General features: G+C 41.3%; 22 protein-coding genes. 4 read left to right on the forward strand and 18 right to left on the reverse strand.

Translation table 11 applies throughout. The annotated features are described in order from the left end of the window. Positions 1–62: 62 nt before the first annotated feature. From AN395_RS05615 to ccoN, 9 genes are all read right to left on the reverse strand, one after another. Complete coding sequence (locus AN395_RS05615) at positions 63–797, reverse strand: FNR family transcription factor (protein ID WP_054982339.1); 735 nt, start codon at positions 795–797, stop codon at positions 63–65. A 68-nt stretch (positions 798–865) separates the two neighbouring features. Next, a complete protein-coding gene (locus tag AN395_RS05620) occupies positions 866–1537 on the reverse strand; it encodes a sulfite exporter TauE/SafE family protein (protein ID WP_054982340.1) in 672 nt (223 codons plus the stop codon). Beyond that, the gene (gene ccoS / locus AN395_RS05625; protein WP_002963071.1) at positions 1530–1697 is read right to left on the reverse strand and encodes a cbb3-type cytochrome oxidase assembly protein CcoS; all 168 of its coding nucleotides are present in this window, start codon (positions 1695–1697) and stop codon (positions 1530–1532) included. The genes AN395_RS05620 and ccoS overlap by 8 nt, the downstream gene beginning before the upstream one ends. Next, complete coding sequence (locus AN395_RS05630; protein ID WP_054982341.1) at positions 1694–4069, reverse strand: heavy metal translocating P-type ATPase; 2376 nt, start codon at positions 4067–4069, stop codon at positions 1694–1696. The genes ccoS and AN395_RS05630 overlap by 4 nt, the downstream gene beginning before the upstream one ends. 8 nt (positions 4070–4077) lie before the next feature. After that, positions 4078–4569 (reverse strand): FixH family protein, encoded by a 492-nt coding sequence (locus AN395_RS05635; protein ID WP_054982342.1) that lies wholly within the window; start codon positions 4567–4569, stop codon positions 4078–4080. A 141-nt stretch (positions 4570–4710) separates the two neighbouring features. Next, the gene (ccoP, locus tag AN395_RS05640) at positions 4711–5745 is read right to left on the reverse strand and encodes a cytochrome-c oxidase, cbb3-type subunit III (protein WP_054982343.1); all 1035 of its coding nucleotides are present in this window, start codon (positions 5743–5745) and stop codon (positions 4711–4713) included. Then, a complete protein-coding gene (locus AN395_RS05645) occupies positions 5742–5927 on the reverse strand; it encodes a CcoQ/FixQ family Cbb3-type cytochrome c oxidase assembly chaperone (protein ID WP_004588824.1) in 186 nt (61 codons plus the stop codon). The genes ccoP and AN395_RS05645 overlap by 4 nt, the downstream gene beginning before the upstream one ends. A 5-nt stretch (positions 5928–5932) precedes the next feature. Further along, positions 5933–6607 carry a cytochrome-c oxidase, cbb3-type subunit II gene (ccoO, locus tag AN395_RS05650; protein WP_004588825.1) on the reverse strand — a complete coding sequence of 225 codons (675 nt, stop codon included), beginning with the start codon at positions 6605–6607 and terminating at the stop codon, positions 5933–5935. Positions 6608–6619: 12 nt separating this feature from the next. Further along, on the reverse strand, positions 6620–8053 hold the full coding sequence (gene ccoN / locus AN395_RS05655; protein ID WP_004588826.1) for a cytochrome-c oxidase, cbb3-type subunit I: 1434 nt from the start codon (positions 8051–8053) through the stop codon (positions 6620–6622). A gap of 339 nt (positions 8054–8392) precedes the next feature. Between ccoN and AN395_RS05660 the strand changes: the two genes are divergently transcribed. From AN395_RS05660 to AN395_RS05670, 3 genes are all read left to right on the forward strand, one after another. Continuing rightward, positions 8393–8818, forward strand: a complete 426-nt coding sequence (locus tag AN395_RS05660; protein WP_054982344.1) for a hypothetical protein — start codon at positions 8393–8395, stop codon at positions 8816–8818. A 917-nt stretch (positions 8819–9735) separates the two neighbouring features. Further along, complete coding sequence (locus AN395_RS05665; RefSeq protein WP_054982345.1) at positions 9736–12318, forward strand: TonB-dependent receptor; 2583 nt, start codon at positions 9736–9738, stop codon at positions 12316–12318. Between the two features lie 103 nt (positions 12319–12421). After that, a complete protein-coding gene (locus tag AN395_RS05670) occupies positions 12422–13774 on the forward strand; it encodes a hypothetical protein (RefSeq protein WP_024032591.1) in 1353 nt (450 codons plus the stop codon). A gap of 67 nt (positions 13775–13841) precedes the next feature. Here AN395_RS05670 and AN395_RS05675 read toward each other — a convergent pair whose 3' ends face one another. The 8 genes from AN395_RS05675 to AN395_RS05710 form a co-directional block, all read right to left on the reverse strand. Next, positions 13842–14093, reverse strand: coding sequence for a hypothetical protein (locus AN395_RS05675; protein ID WP_004588905.1), 252 nt, complete (start codon positions 14091–14093; stop codon positions 13842–13844). A gap of 17 nt (positions 14094–14110) precedes the next feature. Beyond that, entirely contained in the window at positions 14111–14947 is an 837-nt protein-coding gene (locus AN395_RS05680; protein ID WP_054982346.1) for a peptidoglycan binding protein CsiV, read from the reverse strand. Beyond that, positions 14947–18420, reverse strand: coding sequence for a transcription-repair coupling factor (mfd, locus tag AN395_RS05685; protein ID WP_054982347.1), 3474 nt, complete (start codon positions 18418–18420; stop codon positions 14947–14949). Before mfd ends, AN395_RS05680 begins: the two co-directional genes overlap by 1 nt. Positions 18421–18471: 51 nt before the next feature. Then, positions 18472–19365: a carbon-nitrogen hydrolase gene (locus AN395_RS05690; protein ID WP_004588908.1), complete on the reverse strand. Its 894-nt coding sequence runs from the start codon at positions 19363–19365 to the stop codon at positions 18472–18474. After that, positions 19362–20417 carry an agmatine/peptidylarginine deiminase gene (locus AN395_RS05695; RefSeq protein WP_054982348.1) on the reverse strand — a complete coding sequence of 352 codons (1056 nt, stop codon included), beginning with the start codon at positions 20415–20417 and terminating at the stop codon, positions 19362–19364. Before AN395_RS05695 ends, AN395_RS05690 begins: the two co-directional genes overlap by 4 nt. A gap of 57 nt (positions 20418–20474) precedes the next feature. Continuing rightward, a complete protein-coding gene (locus AN395_RS05700) occupies positions 20475–21083 on the reverse strand; it encodes a PilZ domain-containing protein (protein WP_054982349.1) in 609 nt (202 codons plus the stop codon). 380 nt (positions 21084–21463) lie between these two features. Beyond that, positions 21464–22231: a haloacid dehalogenase type II gene (locus tag AN395_RS05705; protein ID WP_054982350.1), complete on the reverse strand. Its 768-nt coding sequence runs from the start codon at positions 22229–22231 to the stop codon at positions 21464–21466. Further along, positions 22231–22881 carry a peroxiredoxin-like family protein gene (locus AN395_RS05710; protein WP_054982351.1) on the reverse strand — a complete coding sequence of 217 codons (651 nt, stop codon included), beginning with the start codon at positions 22879–22881 and terminating at the stop codon, positions 22231–22233. The genes AN395_RS05705 and AN395_RS05710 overlap by 1 nt, the downstream gene beginning before the upstream one ends. 120 nt (positions 22882–23001) lie before the next feature. On the opposite strand from AN395_RS05710, the gene AN395_RS05715 reads away from it, so the two are divergent. After that, positions 23002–23889: a LysR family transcriptional regulator gene (locus AN395_RS05715; protein WP_024032599.1), complete on the forward strand. Its 888-nt coding sequence runs from the start codon at positions 23002–23004 to the stop codon at positions 23887–23889. On the opposite strand, the gene AN395_RS05720 is transcribed toward AN395_RS05715, so the two are convergent. Further along, positions 23869–24384, reverse strand: coding sequence for a DUF2937 family protein (locus tag AN395_RS05720; RefSeq protein ID WP_054982352.1), 516 nt, complete (start codon positions 24382–24384; stop codon positions 23869–23871). The two genes, AN395_RS05715 and AN395_RS05720, sit on opposite strands and share 21 nt — an antisense overlap. Positions 24385–24497 lie beyond the last annotated feature (113 nt).

The following is a 24497-nucleotide window of genomic DNA, read 5'->3' on the forward strand; positions in this document are numbered from 1 at the left end:
CAGTTAAAGGGGTAGCACACAAATTGTTGTTCTAAATCAAAGTTACAACACCTGTTAGCCTATCAAGGCTTAATTATTGCTGCCGTTTTGGCAAGTGCGTCGCTGTCTAAAATAGTAATAAATTTACCTTCTACCTTTATTAAGTCCGCTTTTTGAAAACGGCTTAGTAAGCGGCTGATGGTCTCAACGGTTAGCCCTAAGTAGTTACCTATTTCACCACGAGTCATGGTAAATCTAAATTCTTTACGAGAGAAACCGCGCTCGCCAAAGCGCTCCGAAAGGTTATAAATAAAGCTCGCTAGGCGTTCTTCTGCTGATTTTTTATTAAGAAGTAGCAGCATTTCTTGATCGTAGGTAATTTCGCTACTCATTAAACGCATAATTTGTTGGCGAAGTTTGGGTAATTTACCTGCTAACTCATCGAGTGTATCAAACGGGATTTCGCATACCATTGATGTTTCTAGTGCTTGCGAAAAGCTCTGATGAGCCATTTTACTAATAGCATCAAAGCCGACTAAATCGCCGGCTAAGTGAAAACCGGTAATTTGCTCATCACCTTGCTCAGACAATGTGTACGATTTAAATGAGCCTGAGCGTACTGCATAAATTGCATTAAGCGCAGCACCGGATTCAAACAAGTAGTCGCCTTTGTGCAGGGGCTTTTTGCGTTCAATGATTTCGTCAAGTTTATCCATTTCTTGGCCATTTAACGAAAACGGCAAACACAATTGGCTGATGCTGCAGTTGTTACAGCTAATTGCACAATTACTTTTAGCGCGACTTTGAGAGAAATCCATAATTTAATCCGTTTTAATTTTTATACACAGCAGTGAAAATAAACCGAGTGGCTTAATGCCGCTGACGATTAATGTACTAGTTTGTCGATGGCAATGATCAACAGGTACATACCATACCAAATTATAATACTGCCTAACACAATTCGCGTCCATGGGTGGTTAATAACACTATTAAGTTTTTGGGCGGCCAGGCCTAAGGTGATCATGGCCGGAAAGGTGCCAAGCGCAAAACAAAGCATCACTAGGGCACCATCAAATGCGCTAGGGCTGGTCATTGCCCATGTGAGCGCTGAATAAACCAAACCACAGGGTAGCCACCCCCACAACGCGCCGTAACCCAATGCTTTAGCCGTTGAATCTACTGGCATTAAATGTTTATTAAGCTTAACAATATGCTGCCAAATAAGTGTTTTGCCTATTTTTTCAAGCCATTGCAAAGTGGGGCCTACGCGCATTATATACACGCCTACCAGCAGCATAAAAATAGCCGCAATGAATGAAAGGGTTACAGAAAAAAACGTATTTTGTTTTGCAAATTGGCTACTTATACCCGCAACGAGTGCGCCAGCCAGCATGTAACTACACGCTCGGCCAAGGTTATAAGCAAATGAATAAATAACAGATTGGCGCTTGTTACTGGCCAATTGCAATGAGCTGGCAATACCACCGCACATGGCAAGGCAATGCCCGCTACCAATTAAGCCCATTAAAAAGGCGCTGGTGTAAAGTGGGTCAATCATTACTTTTGTTGTGCTGTTCTTTATCATCTTCAAACAAAATACTATGACCTTGTTTGTTTAAATCAGAGAATTGCTCGCTTTTAACGGCCCAAAAAAACACGCCAATGGCAATAATCACAAATAATATGGCAATCGGGATTAAAATATAAATTATGCTCATAACTTTAAAAGCCTTAGTGAATTACTAATCACAATAATTGAGCTGGCAGACATACCAATAACGGCCATCCACGGGGCAACAAGCCCAAGCGCTGCAAGCGGTAAAATAGAGGCATTATACAACAAAGACAGCGCCAGGTTTTGCTTAATGATTCGCCTAGTTTGCTTAGCAACATTGAGTAGGTGCGCAATTGAGGCTAAATCACTGTTTAACAGCACTACATCGGCACTGTTTTTAGAAATGTCGGCACCGGTTTCCATTGCAATAGATAAATGGGCACTGGCAAATACTGGGCTGTCGTTAATGCCATCGCCTACCATGGCAACCACTTCGTTTTGAGATGACCATTGCTCTACGGCAGTTTGTTTATCTTTAGGCGACAGGGCGCTTTGGCTGCTGTTGAGCTTTAATTGTTTTGCTATTTTTTGCCCAGCATCTGATGCATCGCCTGTGAGCATATGACAGCTCAAGTTTTGTGCTTGTAAGGTACTTATAAGCTCACTGGCACCGGGTTTTACTTTATCTATAAAGTAAAAACGAGCAACTACGCGTTTATTTATAAATAGGCTTGCTTGGGCATTTGTTTTTTTACTGTCAAACCAGCCGCTTTTACCAATAGCGTAATGATCATCTGTGCTTTGTGCACTAATGCCCATACCTGGGTGTACAGTAATGTTTGTAAGGGCAAGTTCGGTGGTGGCGTATTTATTAAATGCGCTGGCTATGGGGTGCTCAGAATAACGCTCTAACTGGGCTGCAATATTAAGCGCTTGCTCTTTAGAGATTGTGTCATCGAGTATATCAATGGCATCTAAGCTAAATTTACCTTGTGTGAGGGTGCCTGTTTTATCAAAGGCAAACAGTGTTAATTGCGAGAGGGTTTCGAGCACATGTGCTTGTTTAATTAACACCCCTTTTCGGGTGAGCGTGGCTACAGCGCATGTTAATGCGGTAGGTATAGCAAGGCTAAGCGCGCAAGGGCAAGTGGCAACCAATACAGAAATAGTGATCCAAAACGCGTGCTCTGGGTCAATTTGGTACCAGCCAATGGCCGTTATAGAGGCAAAAACTAGCAAGCAGGCAATAAACCACTGGGCAACTTTATCGGTAATTTCTACCAGTTTAGGGCGCTTGGTAAGCGCAGTGTGTTGTAAGTGTATAATTTGGTTTAGTAGGGTGTTTTGGCCAATTTTATTTATTTTTATTTCTATTACGCCATCATGATTAACACACCCGGCATACACATTGTGGCCAATAAACTTATTAACGGGCTGATGCTCACCGGTCATCATCGACTCATCAACGCTTGTTTGCCCCTTGATAAGCTCTCCGTCAGCGGGGATAGTTTCGCCAGCTTTTATGAGTACAACATCATTAAGTTTAAGCTTTTTAGCTGCAATAATATGCTCTTGGCCGTTATCATCAAGGGTGCGGGCGGTTAAAGGTAGCAGCTTTTGTAAGTTGGCAGTAAACTCGCTGGCTTTTAATCGGGCCCTAAATTCGAGGTATTTACCTAATAATAATAAAAAGGTAAACATACATACCGATTCAAAATACACTTCGCCTACTTGCATAAATGTGGCATAACAGCTGGCGCTATACGCACCAAAAATAGCCAGCGAAACGGGTAAGTCCATATTTAACTGTTTTGCTTTTAAGCCATTAATAGCGTTAGTTAAAAAGGGTAATGCGCTGTATAAAATAACGGGGGAGGCAAGCACTAGGCTTATCCACCTAAAGTATTGCTCAAAGTTATTATCCATACCCGAGAACATGCCAAAGTACATGGCAAAGGCAAACATCATCACTTGCATGGTCATCAGCCCTGCAACACCTAAGCGGCGTATATAGGCTTTTGCTGTTTGTTGCTTTTGTTGGGCTTCGTCATCGGCTTGAAACGGGTAAGCTTTATAGCCAATTTTGGCTAAGGAAGTAATAATTTCGCTCAGCGGGGTTTGGGTTTTATCCCATTGGATCATGGCACGGTTAGTTGAGGTATTAACATCAACGCGCTTTACCGTTTTTAAGCTAAGTAATTGCTTTTCGATAAGCCATGCACACGCGGCGCAGGTAATGCCTTCAACACTTAAAAGTACTTGGGATAAGTTATCGGTTGTGGCTATAAACTCATCTTGTATGTCTTCGTTGTCGTAGCTTTTAATAAACGCGAGTTGCTCAGGGACTAACTGCTCTACTTTACCAGCGCGTACGGTGCGGTATTTGTAATAGTCGGTCATGCCTTGGTCAACAATGTTTTGCGCAACTGCTTGGCAGCCAATACAGCACATAGGCTGTGGCGTGTTATCTATTGTTACGGTTGCGCGAAATCCATTTGGCACACTTTCAAGGCAATGAAAGCAAGAAACGCTCATAGTGGTGGCTACTTATAATTTGGGGTAACTAACAAAGGCTGCTCTGTAGGAAGAGTAATGTTTTCTTTTAACTTCCAACTACCATCCACCGCCTCTATAAATACAGAGTAAGCACCTGGTGTGTAGTTATCTAAAAGGGCAGTAAATTCTTTATTTGCATTAGGGGTAAGCGTTGCTTCAAAGTCATGCGCTTTGATGGTGCGATGATAAAAAGACAGCTTTAAAGCGTGTACGTTACTATAATCGCCTTTGGTAAAGGCAAAACTGGCACGCTCGTTTGTAACATTAAGCTTGCCATGTAAAAACAGTGCTTTGGCTTTTTCAAACTTAGTAAGTTCTAAGTTTATTGCTTTGCCTTTTTTATAGTAATCATCAACCACCATATCTGGGCCGTTGCCCACAGCAGTAATAATTAAGGTTATGCACCCAATAATGGCCGCTAGCGGAAAAAAGATTAAAAACCAAGGCCAAAAATTTTTATACCACGGAGTAGGTTGCATAGTTGCTCTAAAATTAGTTTAGGTAGGGCTATTTTATAGCAAATATTTGTAAAAGACTAAAAAAAAGCCTCCGACTGGAGGCTTTTTTGATCTGGATTAATCTGTTGAAATAAAAAGATTAATTAATAGTTAACTCGGTGTTTATTTATCTTGCGATAAACTGTAAACATAGGCAGTTAACAGGTGAATTTTATCTTCACCTAAAATGTCTTTCCATGCTGGCATTACACCGGCGCGGCCATGGTTAAGGGTTTCTTCAACAGCGCGTTGAGAGCCACCGTATAACCAAATGTTATCTGTAAGATTTGGTGCACCAAACGGTAAGTTATGTGCAACAGAGCCTTTACCATCTGCACCGTGACACGCGGCACACATCGCAAACTTAGCGGCACCCGCAGCGGCATCTTTTTGGTTAACAGTACGACCAGACAAGCTAAGTACGTGCGCTGTCATTTCTTTAACGCCTTGCTCACCAAGTGCTGCACTCCAAGAAGGCATTGCTGCTACACGACCATAAAGAAGCGTTTCTTTAATTTTGTCTGGTGAGCCACCGTATAACCAATCTTTATCAGTTAGGTTAGGGAAGCCAGTTGCACCACGTGCATCTGAACCATGACATTGCGCACAGTTTTGCGAGAATAAACGTTGGCCAATTTCAAGTGCTAACTGGCCGTCTGTTTGTTCATGCTTTTCGCCATTTTCAAGGGCTACTTGCTGCGCTGCATCACCTTCAAATTTAGAGTTAACTAAATCTAATACTGGTACTTGTGCAAGCTTGTTAAAAATAGGACCAAAGCGCTCTTGTGCTGCTTCGTATTCTTTATCAAGCTTTACATAGCGGCCTTCTTCTTTTGCTTTAGCCGTAGCTTCTTTAGATTCAGCTAAAGAGGTAATACCTTGGTTAGAGCTTGTCCATTTACCTAAGCCTTCCCAGTTACCTAAACCTGGATAAGCTGCTAAGTAATATACCGACCAAATAAATGTTGCGAAGAACATGTACGTCCACCATTTTGGGAGTGGATTATTTAGTTCGGTAATGCCGTCATATTCATGTCCGCAGTCTTCACCTTCTTTTACGCCCGCATAGTTTTTAAGGTTCCAAACTAATAAGCTAAAAATGATGATTAAGCAGGCTAGGGTTAATACAATAACCCAAATACTCCAAAAGCTAGTCATTTTTCAGACTCCTTTTCCTCGTTAGAGAGTGTGTTGTTATGTTTTTTTTCATCTTCGAAAATGGCATTAGCAGCGTCATCAAAACGATTTTTGCTACGCTTGCTGTATGCCCATACAACAATCACAATAAACAATACTAAAATTACCAGAGTCAAAATGCCTCTGTATGTTCCGTAATCCATAATAATTACTTCAAGTGGGTGCCAAGTTGCTGTAAATACGCGATTAGGGCTTGCATTTCTGTTGCGCCTTCGCCGTTATTCATAGCGTTAACTTTATCAACATCTGCTTGTAGCTCTTCGTCGCTGCCATAACCTAAACCCGGGTGTTTAGGGTTTTCTGGGTTAATAGCAAAAGTATCACGGAAAATTTGTAGTTTTTTCAGAGTCAGGCTGGTATCAACCTTTGTCTCTGCTAACCAAGGAAAACCTGGCATGTTCGACTCAGGAACCACGGCGCGTGGGTCAACTAAGTGTGCATAATGCCAATCGTCCGAGTAACGGTTACCTACACGTGCAAGGTCAGGACCAGTACGTTTAGAACCCCATTGGAAAGGGTGATCCCATACTGATTCGCCCGCTACAGAGTAGTGACCGTAACGCTCAACTTCATCGCGAAAAGGACGAATCATTTGTGAGTGACAGTTATAACAACCTTCACGTACATAAATGTCACGACCTTCCATTTCAAGCGCGTTAAGTGGGCGCAAACCTTCTACAGGTTTTGTTGTATCGTCTTGGAACATTAGCGGAGTAATTTCAACTAATGCACCAAAACTAATAGCAAAAACAGTCAGAATAGCCATTAGGCCAACGTTCTTTTCTACTATTTCATGTTTATTTTGTGAATTTTTATTGCTCATCATCTCACTCCGTTATGCTAATTGTGCTTGCGCGTCTAACTTCAGTGATTCTTTCTCAGCTGAAATTGTACGCAGAACGTTGTAAGCCATAACTAACATACCTGTAACGATGAATACACCGCCTACAAAGCGCATAATATAGAAAGGATGTGATGCTTCTAAAGACTGAACAAAGCTGTACATTAATGTACCGTCAGAGTTAACTGCGCGCCACATTAGACCTTGCATAACACCTGAGATCCACATTGCAACAATGTAAAGTACAACACCTACTGTGTGTAACCAAAAGTGCGTGTTAACCAATTTAACGCTGTACATACGACCTTGTGCGAATAACGCAGGGATAAGGTGGTAAATAGCACCAATTGAAATCATCGCAACCCAACCTAGTGCACCTGAGTGTACGTGGCCAATAGTCCAATCTGTGTAGTGAGATAATGCATTTACAGATTTAATTGCCATCATTGGGCCTTCAAACGTAGACATACCGTAGAAAGACAATGAAACAACTAAGAAACGCAGTACTGGGTCAGTACGTAGCTTATGCCAAGCGCCAGAAAGCGTCATTATACCGTTAATCATACCACCCCAAGACGGTACAAATAGGATAATAGACATAACCATACCTAAACTTTGCGTCCAATCAGGAAGCGCAGTGTAGTGAAGGTGGTGAGGACCTGCCCAAATGTAAAGTGAAATAAGTGCCCAAAAGTGAACTACCGATAAACGGTAAGAGTAAACTGGGCGACCTGCTTGCTTTGGTACAAAGTAGTACATCATACCTAAGAAACCAGCCGTTAGTAGGAAACCTACAGCGTTGTGACCGTACCACCACTGAACCATAGCATCTACCGCACCTGCGTAGATTGAGTATGATTTAGTTAATGACACAGGCACTGCCATGCTGTTTACAATGTGTAGCACTGCAACAGTAATAATAAAGCCAGCGTAAAACCAGTTAGCAACGTAGATGTGCGATACTTTACGTTTGATCAGCGTACCAAAAAATACCACTGCGTAAACTATCCATACTACCGCGATTAAAATATCGATTGGCCACTCAAGCTCTGCATATTCTTTAGAGCTAGTAATACCCAGTGGTAATGTAATTACGGCTAATACAATAACAAGCTGCCAACCCCAAAAAGAGAAAGCGGCGAGTTTGTCTGAGAAAAGGCGCGTTTGACAAGTACGTTGAACGACGTAATAAGACGTCGCAAAAAGTGCACTGGTACCAAATGCGAAAATTACTGCGTTCGTGTGTAACGGACGTAGTCGAGAGTATGTTAACCATGGTGTATCAAAGTTAAGTGCTGGCCAAGCTAATTGGGCAGCAATCAGAACCCCAATACTCATGCCAACGATGCCCCAAATCACTGTCATAATAGCGAATTGGCGTACAACTTTATAGTTATACTCAGTTTGTGATGCTACTGTTTGGCTCATTTTCTGGCTTCCGCTGCAATAAATGCGTTTAGAAATGAATTACCCACCGTTTAAAGTGGGGCCTACTATTTTCCCCAAGCGTATTACCTAAAACGTTCAAAGCCTGAATGCTTCAGAAAACAAACTCGAGAAACCCTTATTTTTTGCGGGTGAAATGATAAATTTTTTGGCCTAAAAAAGATAGGTCAATTACATAAAATTATGACATCAATCAAAGTTTGTGAGTTTGTTGTTTATTTTTTGATACAGATTGTACCTATATTAACCAAACATCACACTGGCTATTGTTATTTCAAAGCATGCTAATTAAGATTTGTTTTTATTTAGCGCGGATTTGTTATGCATATATATAGATTATCTTTGTTTTTAATGCTGTTTTTTGTATTAACAGGCTGTGACAATGCCAACCAAAAAGATCAAAAAGCACTGTTAAAAACAAATTGCGACACGAATCAGCGCTGTATTTATAATACCGGTGTTAAAGTATGGTTAAGTGATAAAAATATTACCCCCGAAACCCCCTTTAGTATTTACCTTGATTTACCCGCCCACCTAAAAATAGATAACGCTAAGCTTGAAAGTATAACCATGTATATGGGTTTTATTCCGCAAAAGTTCACTAAAGAAGCAACTATTTATAAAAGTGACACTATGGTGGGCATATGCTCTGAGAAAAATATGCTGTGGCAACTGGTGCTTAATTTAAGCAATGTTCAAACTGGTGAGCAAATCACTCACTTTTATAATTTTTACGTAACGTATTAAGAAACCTTTTCATGCCAATCATTTTTTTAGCTGGCGCATAACAAAAGTCAGCTATTAATTAGGTATTACTATAATAAGCTATTCCTATAATAAGGCATTACTATTTAGCGGTACGTCTTATATATGTAGCGCTGCAATAGCAAGTGTATAAAATTGTATTTAAAGCACTAACACATTTAAACCTCTTTGCTGCCTTGTATGCTGTAACCTTTTTTTTCATTCTCATCTGTTTTATGTTGGTGTGCTTACTCGTTCTTGTTATAGAGTGAATTGCCTTATGCCAATAGGGTGTATTTTACTTGTTTATAGTAAAAGCGTATTGCTTGCATTACCGAGCATGTAAAAGTAGATCCTGCTTAGTTTCATGATAACTATTTTAATAAAGTTAAACGCCCTCAAATTAAGACCCTCTAATGATTTGCTAAATCAAATAACGCCTCCCGATCCGAGCAAACGTTGAAGTCTCGCTGAACAAAAAATATTACCAAAAAGACTAAATAAATAGCTTAATAAGACTACTTAAGCGGTAAATCTGCATATTTATGGTTATTAATTTTATTACAGCTTTACGGTTTTACTAATGCGCTGTGATTAATATGTTAATTTTTCTAAAAAGGGTATATTTATCCACTAATTACATTTGATTACAATCTGCATAACTTTGATTTCAGGTGTGTTTTAATTGCTTTCTTTTTGTTGCATGCCCATGATTTTTAATTGTTTTTTTTAGTTAACACTGCAACAAGTTATAACCTTTGTACCTTTTTTGGTTATTCTTTTTTGGTGTTGTATATATAGCAATCACCCATTAAGTTTTTGTTCAGTTAACTCAGCCTAAGTTGCCCCCCTGACTCACAATTCTTATAAAAAGTGAGCATTACCAATCAAGGTAAATTTCCAACAAGTAGGGTTTATTCATGAAAAAATCAACTCTTGGTTTAGCTGTAATCGCAGCAATCCCAATGTTCTCAAGTATGCAAGTAGTAGCGGCCGAAGATGGCGCAAACGCTATTGAAAAAATTCAAGTAACGGGTTCTCGCATTAAGCGCGCAGATATGGAAACCGCTAGCCCAGTTACTTTAATCGGTGCAGATGACATTGCTGCAACCGGCGCAGTTTCGGTTGATGCCGTATTACAAAAAATGACTGCTACTGGTGGTGCAATGACCAACCCAGGTATCAATAATGGTTCTGGTGGTAATGCTTCTATCGATTTACGTGGTTTAGGTTCACAACGTACACTAGTACTTGTAAATGGCCGTCGTATGATCAACTCAGGCACAGGTGCTGCCTCTACTGTTGATTTAAACACTATTCCTGTTTCAATGATCAAGCATATTGAAGTACTTAAAGATGGTGCATCTGCAGTATACGGTACTGATGCGGTAGCAGGTGTTGTAAACATCATCTTAAAAGATGACTTTGAAGGTTTAGACTTAAATGTTAAATCTGCAATCACTACAGAAGGTGATGCTGATGAAACGTCTTTCGATATCACTATGGGTGGTAGCTTTGGTCGTGGTAACGTTGTAATCGGTCTTCAGTACACTGACCGTGGTGACGCATCTCAAGCAGATCGTAGCTTCTCTGATTGTCCATTAACTGAAGATGGCGACGGCAGTGCACCTTACTGTTCTGGTTCTTCATACACGCCAAATGGCCACGTATGGTCAGGTGATGAATCACTACAAGGTCAAGCAGACAACGGTTGGCATGACTTTGGTTCTGATGATGCATACAACTACTCATCAGACAGCTACCTATACACGCCTATGCGTCGTTTAAACCTTACAGGTATTGGTAGCTTCGATTTAACAGATGACACGCGTTTATACTCAGAATTCACATACTCTAAGCGTTGGTCAGAGCAACAAATGGCACCACAGCCAGTATGGTTTGACTTTGATTACACTGAAGAGATGGGCGATTCACTAACAAGCCACAACATTAACTACGGTGATGAAGTTTCTTACGGTCGTCGTATGACAGACACAGGTACTCGTGATTTCTCACAAGTTGTTGACACTGTGCGTACTGTAGTAGGTGCTGCAGGTTACCTTGACAGTGGTTACGATTGGGATGTGTCTGTAATTTTTGGTCGTAACGATTCAGTTGACCGTTTAAGCAACCTTCACAACATGGGCTCTATCCAAGATGCAATCGAAGCGGGTGACTTTAACCCACTTATGCAATCTTCTTGGTCTGCTGAGAACTTAAGCGATTACGTTTACACTGAGCAAAACTCAGGTGGTAGCCAATTACTAATGTTCACTGCATCATTAGCTGGTGAAGTAATGGAACTTCCTGCAGGTTACGTAGGGTTTGCTGCTGGTGTTGAGCGCCGTGAAGAAAAAGCATGGTACATCCCAGATTCAATCACGTCACAAGGTCTTGCAAACGACCCACGTGTTGAGCCTACAAGCGGTCGTTTTGACGTAAACGAAGCGTACTTAGAGCTTGCAATTCCTTTAGTTAGCGATGCGTTCTTAGCGCAAAACGTTGAACTAAGCACTGCAATCCGTGCTTTCGATTACAGCACTTTTGGTTCTGACGAAACATGGAAACTTGGTTTAACTTGGCGTGTAAACGACGAAGTAATGCTACGTGGTGTTCGCTCTACAGCATTCCGTGCGCCTACAGTAGCTGAGCTATACTCAGGTAATTCACCTTCGTTTGAACAAGTTAGCTTCGAAGGTGCACAAGACCAAGCAGAAGTAACTGTTGGTGGTAATGACCAATTAACGCCTGAAGAAGCTGATACGCTAACAGCGGGTATTGTGTACGAGCCAGAGTGGTTTGAAGGTTTCTCAATGACGTTAGATTACTACGACATTGAAATTGAAAACGCAATTGCTACTGTTAACAACCAATACATTGTTGACTCTTGTTTAGCAACAGATGGTTCATTAGCTAACCAAAGTACTGCGTTATGTAGCTCTGCTGCGGTATCGTTTAACCAAAGCACTGGCCGTATTGCTTTTAATAACCAACTACAAAACGTAGGTTACGAGCAAACTAAAGGCTACGACTTAAACTTAAACTACACATTTGATGCAGCTGGTCTTGCGTGGAATACATCACTAGATGTTACTTACCTAGACGAGTACCTAGTAGATGTTGTTGAATCAAGCATTGATTACGCTGGTTTAATTACTTCTGGTATCGGTGGTTATGCAGATGTTAAAGCTAACTTTGAACTAACTGTGAAAGGCGACGCTTGGAACGCAAACTACAAAGCACGCTACATTGCAGGAATGGATAGCTACAGCTGTCAAGGTGATGAGTCATCATGTTATGCGCCTACAACGCCTTCAGTTGTATACCATGATATAAGCGGTGCTTACATCTTTAACGAGACTGTGTCAGTAACAGCAGGTGTTAACAACTTATTTGATAAGCAACCTCCTTACTACACAGGTAACAACGATTCTAACACTGACCCGTACACATACGATGTACTAGGTCGCCGTGTATTTGCTGGTGTAAACGTTAAGTTTTAATTAGCACATTAATCGTATTAAGGCTCAGTGTTTACTGGGCCTTTTTTATTGAACAAAATTAAGGAGACCAGTACACTTATACACTCAATAAAAGGAGAGTTGTTTGATAAAACAAGACGAAAATTTATCTTTTGTCATAGAACCAGAGCTATCCCCTCGCTCTGAGCAGCGTATCGACCTGTATTTTTCTATACCCAATGAAATGGGTATAAACGTGCAAACCCTCAGTGAAGAGTCTTATTTTAATAACCACTTTAAATCGCACTTAGCTTATAACGCTAAAAACATACACTTACCCTTAGTGCGTAGCCGCTTTGTTAGTAAAAACAAAGGTGAGCAACAAGATTACCGCCAAAACCTTAATTTGTACTGTTATCAGGTGCGTTTAGCGCTCGACGCTGATATTAAAGATGCATTAAAGATTCAAGAAGTGGATGCTTTTTATGCCCGTGCACAAGAGCTGTTTGAGCAAAGTGAAGGGCTGCTAAAAAAGCTGCGCAGATATACCCCCGATGATGAAAAACTGGTGCCGTTTTACACCAATGCCGATAACTATTTAAGTTGGCATGTTGAGCAGTCGTTTTTAAAGCTATTAGATGAAGGCCCGCGCAGCAGTGACTTTGCGAAAGAGCGCAACGACTTACTGCAATTTTGTAAAAACGAAAATACATACCGGTTTGAGCAAAATTACAACTCAGAAACCACGTTGCAAGATGGTAACCGCATTACAAATAAAATGCGTTTACTGCAGCGCCTTATAGAGCACGGCGTTATTTTGCATCGCAATACGCGTTATTTAAATAGTTACTTAAAGCGTTTAGTAAAAGGCACGGTTACAGCTGTCATTATGGCATTTGTAATGGTGGTTATACTTAACGCGCGCTCAACCTTTACCGAAGTGACCGCTACCCTTATTTTAATATTAGGGGTTATTTACGGCTTGCGTGAAATATTTAAAGAAGACATTACACGGGTAATTTGGCGCGCTATTGTGCGGGGGCGTCCTAAATGGCGGTTTGTATTTAAAAACAGCATCACTAAAGACCGCGTTGCAAGTCAGTTTGTGTGGCTTGAGTATATGCGTTTTAAAAAAATCCCTAGTGAAGTAAAAACAATATTTTCAAAAAGGCGTCAGCAAAACAAGCTAGCCGCGCAGTGGCTGCATTTTGCCAGTGAAACACGTGTTTCAGCTAAAGAGTTTTTACCAGGCTACGATACTCTACAGCAAAGTATGCGCTTTAATTTGGCGCCCTTTGCACGGTATTTAAAACGCGGCGAGGGCAAGCTGTATCATTTAGATGGTAATAAAATATCAAAGCAAGCGGTTGAAAGGCGCTACCAGTTAAACTTGGTGATGGTATTAAAAGACGAGGAAAGAACTTTATACCAGCGTTACAAAATAACCCTCAATCGCAGTAAAATAGTTAATATTGAACTTATTTACTCTAAAAAATAGAAAATAAAAAAGGGATAGCTACGGCTATCCCTTAGTGTCATGTAAATTTACCTAATTTAACGCAGTATTACTGTGTAATACCGTGCTTAGAATAAATAGTTACCTTGTCTGAAACGAGTGTTATTTCAATGTTTTTAGACTCATCACCCCATACACAATTAGTATGTAGGGTTTTTTCTACGCAGTTATCAGCAGAGCCTAAAATAGCTTCTACTTCGGCTTTATCCATGCCAACTTCAATTTTTTCGTAGTTTTCTAGGCTTACTTTTGAACAAGCTGCCAGGCTTAGCGTTGCTGCGATGATCAGGAGTTTTTTCATTGTTATGTCCTATTGATTTAGTGTTTATACTTTCGTATTTGTACAATCATGCCCATACGAGGATGATCAAAGTAATGGATTTCACCACTAATTACACGTTTAAATTGTGAAAAGCGGGCCGATTCTATATCCCCATTAGGTAGTTTTTCGTTTACGTCAAAATCAGCGGTTATGTAAAGGTAGTGGCGTAAATGTATTTTAAATAAACCATCTAGCTCCCAATAGCTTAGGGGCTGCTCTGAGGTATCAAATAGCTGTGGCTTACTTTGTACTAAGCTAATAAAGTCGGGATTTGAATAATTAGGCGTAGTGTTAACGTCGCGTTTTATATGATCCCCAGAAATTAAATGTATGCTTGGCGCACGCGATTTACTTGCCCCTTCAAAGCGCCAACCGGTATGTAGTAGCGGGGCTAAACCTTTTCTGTCTAAAGCGCGGCGCTGGGCAGTAAATTGTAATTGCTCAGGTGCGAGTAAATAGGGCTCATCCATTGTATCTTGTGCCGGTGCTAATGGCGTAACGGGCAACTTGTCGTAACTTTTCATAAAGTCGATACTGTTATCACACACACCCGATTGTGGGTTGGCATTAACTAAAGAGTCGGTAAACGAGCGTTTTTGAAAGCGACTATCGCCATCTATACATGCCTGCATAGCTTGCTCTGTGTATAAAGGGGTGAGTAGCTCTAACGTATTTTTCGCCTTAATGGGCTCGTGCTTTAAGCTAAAGTCTTCTTGTAAATAGGGGGCAGGGCGCTGTTTAAATACCAGCACTTCTACTTCAAACCAACGTTCTGCAAATGCGGTGCTGCTAAATAAGCAACATAACACGATAAGCGATTTTTTTAGCAACATTAATGGCTAACCTTTTTTTCGAAATCTGCAATCATTGCAGTGACCATTTTTAAGCGTTCACGAGGGTTTACCTCATTAATCGCAAAGCGCAATTTATTTGCGCCATCCATTTTGTACACATGGGGTGCACTTTGTATCAAGCCTATGATGAAGCTAGGATTAACCTTCGTATTTTGGCTAAATTCAAAGTAGCCCCCTTTAGGATTTGCCTCTATTTTTGTAATTCCTAAATCGCTAGCACGCATTTTTAGTTGCTGCATACTAAATAGGTTTTTAGTGGCATCAGGTAATAAACCAAAGCGGTCTATTAGCTCTACTTGTAATTCGTCCATATCGGCAAGGTTAGCACAACTTGCAATGCGCTTGTACATACCTAAACGCGCATTAACATCGTGTATGTAATCATCAGGTAGTAAGGCAGGGAGTTTTAAATCAACTTCAGTTTGCTGCTGAAGCAGGTTTTCAAGCGTTGGCTCTTTACCATTTTTAAGGGCATTAACCGCTTGCTCTAGCATTTCCATATACAAGCTAAAGCCAATAGTTTGCATTTGCCCTGATTGATCGTCGCCTAATAGCTCACCCGCACCACGTATTTCTAAATCATGTGTAGCAAGGGCAAAACCTGCGCCTAAATCTTCCAACGACTCAATTGCTTGTAAGCGTTTGGTGGCATCTTTAGAAAGTGCTTTAGCATCGCCGGTTAATAAATAAGCATACGCTTGGTGGTGGCTTCGCCCAACACGACCGCGTAATTGGTGTAATTGCGCAAGGCCAAGTTTATCGGCTCTGTCCATTATAATAGTATTAGCAGTAGGCACATCAATACCGGTTTCGATAATGGTGGTACATACCAGTACATTGTATTTTTGATGATAAAAGTCTGTCATTATTTGCTCAAGCTCTTGCTCACGCATTTGCCCATGAGCAGAGGTGACACTAGCCTCTGGCACCCATTCGCTGATCTCTTGCGAGACTCGCTCAATAGTCTCAACATTGTTATGCAAAAAGTACACTTGGCCGCCGCGTTTAATTTCACGCAGTATGGCTTCGCGTATTAAGTCGCTGTCGCGTTGGCGTACAAAGGTTTTAACCGCTAAACGCTTAGCAGGTGGGGTGGCAATAATAGATAAATCACGCATGCCGCTCATCGCCATATTTAAAGTACGCGGAATAGGCGTTGCAGTAAGCGTTAATATATCTACATCAGCACGTAATGACTTTATTTTTTCTTTTTGGCGCACACCAAAGCGGTGCTCTTCATCAACAATTAGTAAACCTAAGTCGTTAAATTTAATATCTTGCTGAATTAACTTATGTGTTCCAATAACGATATCAAGTTTACCGTCGGCCATTTTTTCAAGCGTGTCTTTTTGCTCTTTAGTTGAATTAAAGCGCGACAACACTCCCACTTCGATAGGGAAATCGGCAAAGCGGTCTTTAAAGTTTTCATAATGTTGCTGAGCCAGCAGGGTGGTTGGTACTAATACGGCTACTTGTTTGTTATCGTTAACCGCTACAAACGCGGCGCGCATAGCCACTTCTGTTTTACCAAAGCCTACATCACCACACACTAAACGGTCCATAGCAAGTTTTGATTGCATATCACCAAGTACGGCTTCAATAGCATTACGCTGATCGTCAGTTTCTTCAAATGGAAAGCTGTCGCTAAATTGGCGATAGCTTTGCCCATCGAGTGCAAATTTATTACCTGGTTTTGCTTGGCGCTGTGCGTAAATATCTAATAGCTCCGCGGCTACATCACGTACTTTTTCGGCGGCCCGCTTTTTGGCTTTCTCCCACGCATCTGAGCCAAGTTTGTGAAGCGGGGCGCTTGCTTCTTCACCGCCCGAATAACGGCTTAGCATATGCAGTGCCGATACCGGCACATACAGTTTTGCTTCACCGGCATAGGTAATGGTAACAAACTCAGTAATTACACCTGCCGCGTCAATTGTTTGCAGGCCTTGATAGCGACCAACACCGTGGTCAAGGTGAACAATTGGCTGGCCCTCTTTGAGCTCGGCTAAGTTGCGAATTAACGCATCTTGGCTTGCTTCGTATTTATGTTTACGGCGCCTGCGTTGCGACACCTTAATACCTAACAGCTCTTGCTCGGTAATAATAGAAAGGCTCGGTTTTGTACCCAGTACAACACTTTGCTCAAGAGGGCTTACAATTAAGCCTACATCGCTTTGGCTTTGTGTAAATTGCTGTAAGCTTTCAAATTCTTTAAACTTTAAGCCGCTTGGCTTAAGCACGCTTAATAAAGACTCGCGGCGACCATCAGACTCAACACTTAATAAAATACGGCTTTTTTTCTTTTTTTGTTCTGCCACATAGTTAATAAATGCGCCGTAGGGTTCGTGTTGTTTATGATCGATTCTTACTGCGGGCAGCTCGCTCACATTTAAGTTTTTATTGCCTGCTTTAGTGGGTAATTTAGCTTGCGATAAACGTATTCGTGAAAACTCACCTAAATTAGAAAACAACTCATTAATAGGTTGATACAACTCGCTGGGCGCCAGTAGTGGACGCAGGGGATCTACTTTACGGTTTTCGTAGCGTACGTTTACATCGTGCCAAAAGGTATCTGCGGCGTGTTCTAAATCACCTAGTTGCATAACCGTAGTGGTGTTTGGCAAGTAATCAAAAATGGTGGCAAGCTTTTCAAAAAACAGCGGCATGTAGTATTCAATACCGGCAGGCCAAGTACCTTTGCTTACTTGCATGTAAACAGAGTCTTGCTCTGAGCTGGCCCCAAATTTGTCGCGATAATTTATTCTAAAACGCTCAACGTCTGCTTCGTTGGTTGGAAATTCATGCGCGGGCAGTAACTCAATTTTCTCTACTTTTTCATCTGAGCGCTGGGTTTCTACGTCAAATAAACGAATAGAGTCGAGTTCATCGTCAAAAAAGTCGAGCCTAAATGGGTGAACACTGCCCATTGGGTACAAATCAACAATAGAGCCACGTATTGCGTATTCGCCGTGCTCCATTACCTGTTGTACGTTTAAATATCCTGCTTGTTCTAAATTACTGCGCAGGTTATGGGTGTCGAGTTTATCGCCTACTTTAAAATTAAGGGTAGAGCCATAAATAAACGAAGCGGGCGCAGTACGTAGCATTAACGTAGATACAGGCACTATAAGTACGCTTTGCTGCTCGTTTTTTAAAGTGTTTAAAGTGGCTAAGCGCGCTGAAATAATATCTTGGTGCGGAGAAAAATGGTCATACGGCAAGGTTTCCCAATCAGGAAATACCATTACCGGGTTATCTGGCAATAAGTATTCGAGCTCGGTTTCAAGCCGTAATGCGCTTGGCGTATCTGGCGTAACTATAAGCACTAAATCGTTTTGCTGTTTTACACCTTCTGCAATGGCTATACTTAGTGCACTGCCAGTTAGCTGCCCCCATTGAATTTTATCTTTTTGAGATTTTACCCACGGCAAGGCTGCCCATTGCTCAAACGCCATTTAGTGCTCCATTTTTTAGTTGGCGTTTGCTTACAAACGCCTTGCAGTTATTTAGTCTCGGTAAATTTTTGTTAAGTCTTGATAGTGATCAATTCTGCGGTCGCGTAAGTACGGCCATATACGTCTTACGTTTTCAGAGGCTTTTTGATCAAGTTCTACTACTAAAATTTGCTCATCAGTATTGTTCGCCTCTGAGAGCATTTCGCCTTGAGGGCCTGCAATAAACGAGTTACCCCAAAATTGTATACCTTCGCTTTGTCCGCTAGGGTCGTTTTCGTGCCCTACACGGTTACAGCTAATAACGGGTACGCCGTTCGCAACCGCATGCGCACGCTGGCTTATTACCCATGCGTCTTTTTGGCGTGTTTGCTCTGCGTTGTCATCACGTGGGTCCCAGCCAATTGCGGTTGGGTAAATTAATACCTCTGCGCCAGCCATGGCCATTAAACGGGCCGCTTCAGGGAACCATTGATCCCAGCATACTAAAACACCTAATTTACCTACTGAGGTTTGAATTGGCTCAAAGCCTAAATCACCTGGGGTAAAGTAAAATTTTTCGTAAAAGCCCGGGTCATCAGGAATGTGCATTTTACGGTATTTACCCGCAATGGTGCCGTCTTTTTCAAGTACCACCGCGGTATTGTGATAAAGCCCGGTGGCACGTTTTTCAAACAGTGAAGCCACAATAACGATGCCTAGCTCTTTAGCAAGCTCGCCCAGTGTATTTGTGCTTGGGCCCGGAATTGTTTCGGCTAAGTCAAATACATCCACATCTTCTGTTTGGCAAAAATACAGACTACGATGCAGCTCTTGCAAAACCACAAGCTGTGCGCCTTGTTTAGCAGCATCACGAATGCCAGCAATCGACTTTGCCATATTTTGGCAGGCGTTATCACTGTTAGTTTGTTGCACTAAGGCAACGGTTAATTTTGCAGGGCTTGTCATTGTGCTGCTCCAGCTAAAAATCCACGAGGTAACTGCATGGTAATGCAATGTAAACTACCAAATTGTTCAATAATAGGTAGGCAATTAACGCCAATAATAGTGTGCGCTGGGTATGCTTTTTGAACTTGCGCTAGCGCCAGTGCGTCGTTGTCATCGTTATACGTCGGGACTAAAACCGTATTATTGATAATCAAGTAGTTTGCGTACGTTGCCGGTAAACGGGTGTTGTCATCATCAAACACTGGTTTTGGCCACGGCAAATCAATTAACGTATATGGGGTATTATTTTGCGTTTTAAAGCTTTGCAGCTGCTTTTTCATCGCATCTAATGCGTTAAAGTGCTCATCTTCTTTAGCATCGCACTTAACATACACAAGTGTATTATTGGGGGCAAAACGTACCAGTGTGTCGATATGGCTGTCGGTATCGTCACCAGCTAAGTAGCCATGATCTACCCATAAAAAGTCAGTTGCGCCTAAATGCGTTGTTAAAATTGACTCTATATCGGCTGATGATAAATCGGGGTTGCGGTTTTTATTCAGTAAACATTCGCTGGTTGTAAGCAACACACCGTGTTCGTTAATTTCAATGCCGCCACCTTCAAGTACCACATTCAGGGCTTGGTAATCAGTGTTTGGATTACTTAGCTGGTTTACCAGTACGGCGTTAATTTTATTATCGAGGGCACTTTCGAACTTATTACCCCAGCCATTAAAGATAAAGTCGTAAATTTTAAGTTGGCGAGCATCGTCAATATTTGCGCAGGTAATAGGGCCGTGATCCCGTGCCCAGGTATCGTTTGTTGGTGTAACAACAAAGTGCACGTGGCTTAAGTTTATATTCGCTTTTGTTAGCAAGGCAGTAATGTGGCTTTTAAGCGCCGTGTTATGGGCAACAATAACAAGCTGCTGCGCGGCTGTGATATGCGTTGCAAGCTCAACATAAACAGGCTCTACGCGTTCAAGCGTATCAGCCCAGTCGGTCTGTGCATGTGGCCAGGTAAGCATAACGGCGTCTTGCTCAGCCCATTCAGGTAAAAGTCTAAAGTTCATGAAGTTTTGATACAAATTACGGTGGCGCTAGTTTAGCATTTTACATGCATATGTCAGCTATTTATCGCCGCTAGAATCATCGTCAATTTGCTCGAGTTCTTGGCGTTTTTTTAGCTGGCGTGTTTGTGCATGTAAGCTGGCTCTGACAACTAATTCTTGGTCTGTGGTTCTTATTGCAGTAAACAGTAATGTGTATTGGTAGTGTTCGCTGTCTTGTTTTTCAACGGCCACAACTTCTGTATAACAGTAAACGGCTGAGGCTTCGTGGTGCAAAAATAGCTTTGTTCTAAATGCTTGGCCTATTGCGTATACATCAGGCGAAGTAAAGCGAATACCGCCTCCGCCGTAGCTATCGCACTGTATGGCGTTATCTTGAGCTTGCTCTGATGCTAAAATGTGGCTCATTATTAAATCAATTTTACGCGACTGTGCTTGTAAAAAAGCCGCCAGCTCTTGTGCTAAATCGCCTAGGTTTCTAAGGGGTCTTAAAGAGGCCTGTTCAAGCTCACTGACTTCGTTAGCTAGCTTAAATAGAGGAGGTATGTCGTCTTCAAGCGCGAGTTGAGATTGCGGCACTAACTGATTTTCTACAGCAAATAAGTTTACTCGAATGCTTTCATTTATTTGAAAGTATTCTTCAAATTCGCTTAATCTTTGACTGTTCATAATTATCTCCACTGCGTATTCATTAAATAGTAGCGTTGTGGGGAGTAAATTGCTAGCAGATAAAAATGCTAAATGGTTTGTTTATAAGCCAGTTTTTAAGAATGTTGATTAGGGCGTGTTGAACTTTGCGGATTGAAATTCGTTCAATCTAGGGGCGTTTAAATTGCGGCGTGAGGTTTGTAACCTAGTGGGCATGATAACTGCTCCTGCGTTTCGCCTATTTATGTGAAATAACTACACTTTATAGGCTCTGCCTTGCCTAAAAACCAAACACACTCTGCAAATTTAACTATTAAAAATCAACACGCCCTAATAAAAAAGCGGCCAATGTCATCCTAACATCGGCCGCTTGGGTATTGATTAATTAGCGCTGGGAGTGCTTATTTAAGTAGAGCGGCTAATTCATGTAAATCTTTCACAACGTGGTCTGGTTTTTTTGCCAGTGGGTAAAGTGTTTTACCTGGGCGGGCGATAAAGGTTGTTTGTAACCCGGCTTCTTTAGCACCTGCTACATCCCAACCGTGCGCCGCTACCATCATTGCTTCATTTGCTTTTACATTTAATTTTGTTAGCACCCACTCATAGGCACGTAAGTCTGGTTTATAAATTTTAATATCTTCAATGCTGTAACGCGCATCAAAGAACGACATTAATCCAGCGCTCTCAAACTGGGCTTTAACACCTTTGTTTGAAGAATTTGTCAGACTTACTAACTTATAGCCCTGTGCTTTGAGTTTTGCCAGTCCTTCTTTCACATCTTTGTGAGGAGGTAGGGTTAAAAGCGGGGTGACAATGGCTGTTTTTGCTTGTTCATTAGTAATGGCTATGTTGTTATTTTTGGCAACCATGCGCAGCGATGCAACGCCAATTTGACCAAAATCGTGGTAATTGCCACTTACAGTATCAACGAGTGAATGATGCAACATGGTCGAAAACCAAAGTGGTAATAAATCCTCACGCCCGCCAAGCGCTTTACCAATAGAGGTGCGCATGGAGGTTAAATCTAACAAGGTTTCGTTTACATCAAAAATAAGTACTTTAGGTTTTACTTGCGCTTGTGGCTCCTCAGCCATAGCGTAGCCAGAGGCAAGGCTAGTACCAACAAGAAGTGATAGGGTAAGGGTTTTTAACGATTTTAAAATAGACATTAGTGTTGCTCCGATTCAAGGGCGGCCAATACATCAGTAGGCTCTGCGCGTAGGGTATAGTCTTCGTTTAAAAAGGCATACGTAATTATGCCTTTTTGGTTAATTACATAGGTTGCTGGTAAAGGTAATTTATAACTTTTATTGCCGTAGTACTTTTCAAAATCAATTCCAAACTGGCTATAAAGCGCCACAATACGCTCATCTAAAGTAAACAGTAAACCAAATTGCTCGGCTACCTTGTTATTAATATCTGAAAGCACATCAAATTCAAGGGCATTCTTTTGTGCGCTAGATAACGTCTCGTCGGGTAATTGTGGTGATATCGCAACTAACTGCGCATTGTGCGTTTTAAATTCGGGTAAGTGATCGTTAAGTGCTTTTAGCTCTAAATTACAATATGGACACCAGTTACCACGGTAAAAGCTAATTATTACCGGGCCATTATTTAATAAATCAGCGAGCTCAACTTGCTCAGCGCTATGATTGTTTAAGCTGAAATTGCTTACTTTAGCGCCTACCTGTAGCGCATTATCTTTTATATGCTGAGCAATGAGCTCTTCATTTGTCTGCGTCATAAGGGCTAATACATCGCTAGGTAGCTTCGCTTCTTTTTGCACGTTATAGGCGTCAATCTGTGCTTTTAAACTCATTATTAAATCTCGAATATAACTGTATGGCGATTATGGATGTTTTAGTTATTTAAATATATATTGCAAAACTGAAAGCTTCATTCGAAAATATTAAATACTAAAAACTGCCTAGCCAAATGTATGTATAATTTAAGTGACCTAGAAACATTTATTGCCGTCGTAGAAAATAAAGGGGTGCTTGCAGCTGCGCGTGAGCAACGTTTGTCGCCGGCAACAGTAAGCCATAGGCTAAGCAAGCTCGAGCGCGAGCTTTCAACCGTGTTAGTGTTTAGAGACAGTAGACGAGTAAGGTTATCGCCCGCCGGTGAGCTATTTTATCATCGCGTAGGGGCTATTATAGAAGCCTTGCACGATGCAGAGCACAGCATTGGCGCACGAAGCTCTTCGGTGAGCGGGTTATTACGTGTGACTATGCCACCGTGGGTTTTTTCAAAGTATGTTATGCCTAAGTTGACCGAGTTTGAAACCCAATACCCGCAACTAAAGCTCGACTTTTTAATTACTGATCATTTTGTCAATGTGGTCGATGATGCACAAGATGTGGCAATTAGAGTAGGGCAATTAACCGATTCTGGCCTGCTCTCTCGTAAAATTGTCAACAACTCCCGTATTTTATGTGCAGCGCCAAGTTATATAAAAAAGCATGGTATGCCTTGTACACTAAGCGAACTGAGCACGCACTATTGGGTGTGTTTACCCTGGCAAAGGCAGTTAAAACTGTATGATGAAAATAATAAAATACATACCTTTAATGCCAAAACGCGCTTTACTATTTCTAATTCCGATAACATGACGCAAGCAGCGCTTGCCGGACATGGCATAGCAATTAAATCTAAAATAGCAATTAACGATGAGCTAAGTGCCGGAAACTTAGTAGAGGTGATGCCCAATGTAATGGCCCAAAGCGACGCGCCGGTGTGGTTTTTACGGCCTCAAAATAGCTTAACAACCCGTAAAACCGAGGTGTTTTATGAGTTTATGAAGTCTTTATTTGCCAGCTATGAATAAGCGGTAATACCCGCGCTTAATAATGAATAAGGTTACAAAGCCAATAAACTCAGCAAAAATAGCAATAATAATGGCGCTGACAAGCGCTGCTATTATGGAGTCTTTTTTTAACACTATTTGCCCTTCAAAGCGTTGCCATACTTGCTTTTTAATGGTGAGAAAGTCGCTGGTTAAAGTAAATAAATAGGGCGATTGGTTAAAGTTATTAACTGCCACTTGTAAAGAGTGCTGGCGATTATTGAGGTTTTTAATATGGGTAGCCCCCTTACCCACAATATCATCACCAATATTTTCATAGTGGGCAATTAACTTGTTTAAATCGTTGTTAAAGTAGTTTTGAGCATCTTTTTTAAAAGGGGCTAATGCGTTATTCGCTTCAATTAAATGTGCATCTAAAGCGTGCCCAAAGTCGCTTACAAAGGCCGGTATTTGTACCCCTAATAGTAAACCTGCTGCAAAAAAGCTGAGCCTTATGTAATCTAATAATTTACTCATTTGATCTCCTGTTTACTCAAAACCCACCTAAACAACGCTAAATTAACATTTGCGCTTGTTTTTATGCCAAAAACTCGTAATCTATCGGTAATAAAAATAACAATAGGCCTATG

Origin of the sequence: Pseudoalteromonas sp. P1-30 (genome assembly GCF_001400005.1) — a bacterium.
GTDB lineage: Bacteria > Pseudomonadota > Gammaproteobacteria > Enterobacterales > Alteromonadaceae > Pseudoalteromonas > Pseudoalteromonas atlantica.

Coding starts and splice junctions, on each gene's coding strand:
- AN395_RS05615 (WP_054982339.1), bottom strand. CDS start 797: ATGGATTTCTCTCAAAGTCGCGCTAAAAGTAATTGTGCAATTAGCTGT.
- AN395_RS05620 (WP_054982340.1), bottom strand. CDS start 1,537: ATGATTGACCCACTTTACACCAGCGCCTTTTTAATGGGCTTAATTGGT.
- ccoS (WP_002963071.1), bottom strand. CDS start 1,697: ATGAGCATAATTTATATTTTAATCCCGATTGCCATATTATTTGTGATT.
- AN395_RS05630 (WP_054982341.1), bottom strand. CDS start 4,069: ATGAGCGTTTCTTGCTTTCATTGCCTTGAAAGTGTGCCAAATGGATTT.
- AN395_RS05635 (WP_054982342.1), bottom strand. CDS start 4,569: ATGCAACCTACTCCGTGGTATAAAAATTTTTGGCCTTGGTTTTTAATC.
- ccoP (WP_054982343.1), bottom strand. CDS start 5,745: ATGACTAGCTTTTGGAGTATTTGGGTTATTGTATTAACCCTAGCCTGC.
- AN395_RS05645 (WP_004588824.1), bottom strand. CDS start 5,927: ATGGATTACGGAACATACAGAGGCATTTTGACTCTGGTAATTTTAGTA.
- ccoO (WP_004588825.1), bottom strand. CDS start 6,607: ATGAGCAATAAAAATTCACAAAATAAACATGAAATAGTAGAAAAGAAC.
- ccoN (WP_004588826.1), bottom strand. CDS start 8,053: ATGAGCCAAACAGTAGCATCACAAACTGAGTATAACTATAAAGTTGTA.
- AN395_RS05660 (WP_054982344.1), top strand. CDS start 8,393: ATGCATATATATAGATTATCTTTGTTTTTAATGCTGTTTTTTGTATTA.
- AN395_RS05665 (WP_054982345.1), top strand. CDS start 9,736: ATGAAAAAATCAACTCTTGGTTTAGCTGTAATCGCAGCAATCCCAATG.
- AN395_RS05675 (WP_004588905.1), bottom strand. CDS start 14,093: ATGAAAAAACTCCTGATCATCGCAGCAACGCTAAGCCTGGCAGCTTGT.
- AN395_RS05680 (WP_054982346.1), bottom strand. CDS start 14,947: ATGTTGCTAAAAAAATCGCTTATCGTGTTATGTTGCTTATTTAGCAGC.
- mfd (WP_054982347.1), bottom strand. CDS start 18,420: ATGGCGTTTGAGCAATGGGCAGCCTTGCCGTGGGTAAAATCTCAAAAA.
- AN395_RS05690 (WP_004588908.1), bottom strand. CDS start 19,365: ATGACAAGCCCTGCAAAATTAACCGTTGCCTTAGTGCAACAAACTAAC.
- AN395_RS05695 (WP_054982348.1), bottom strand. CDS start 20,417: ATGAACTTTAGACTTTTACCTGAATGGGCTGAGCAAGACGCCGTTATG.
- AN395_RS05700 (WP_054982349.1), bottom strand. CDS start 21,083: ATGAACAGTCAAAGATTAAGCGAATTTGAAGAATACTTTCAAATAAAT.
- AN395_RS05705 (WP_054982350.1), bottom strand. CDS start 22,231: ATGTCTATTTTAAAATCGTTAAAAACCCTTACCCTATCACTTCTTGTT.
- AN395_RS05710 (WP_054982351.1), bottom strand. CDS start 22,881: ATGAGTTTAAAAGCACAGATTGACGCCTATAACGTGCAAAAAGAAGCG.
- AN395_RS05715 (WP_024032599.1), top strand. CDS start 23,002: ATGTATAATTTAAGTGACCTAGAAACATTTATTGCCGTCGTAGAAAAT.
- AN395_RS05720 (WP_054982352.1), bottom strand. CDS start 24,384: ATGAGTAAATTATTAGATTACATAAGGCTCAGCTTTTTTGCAGCAGGT.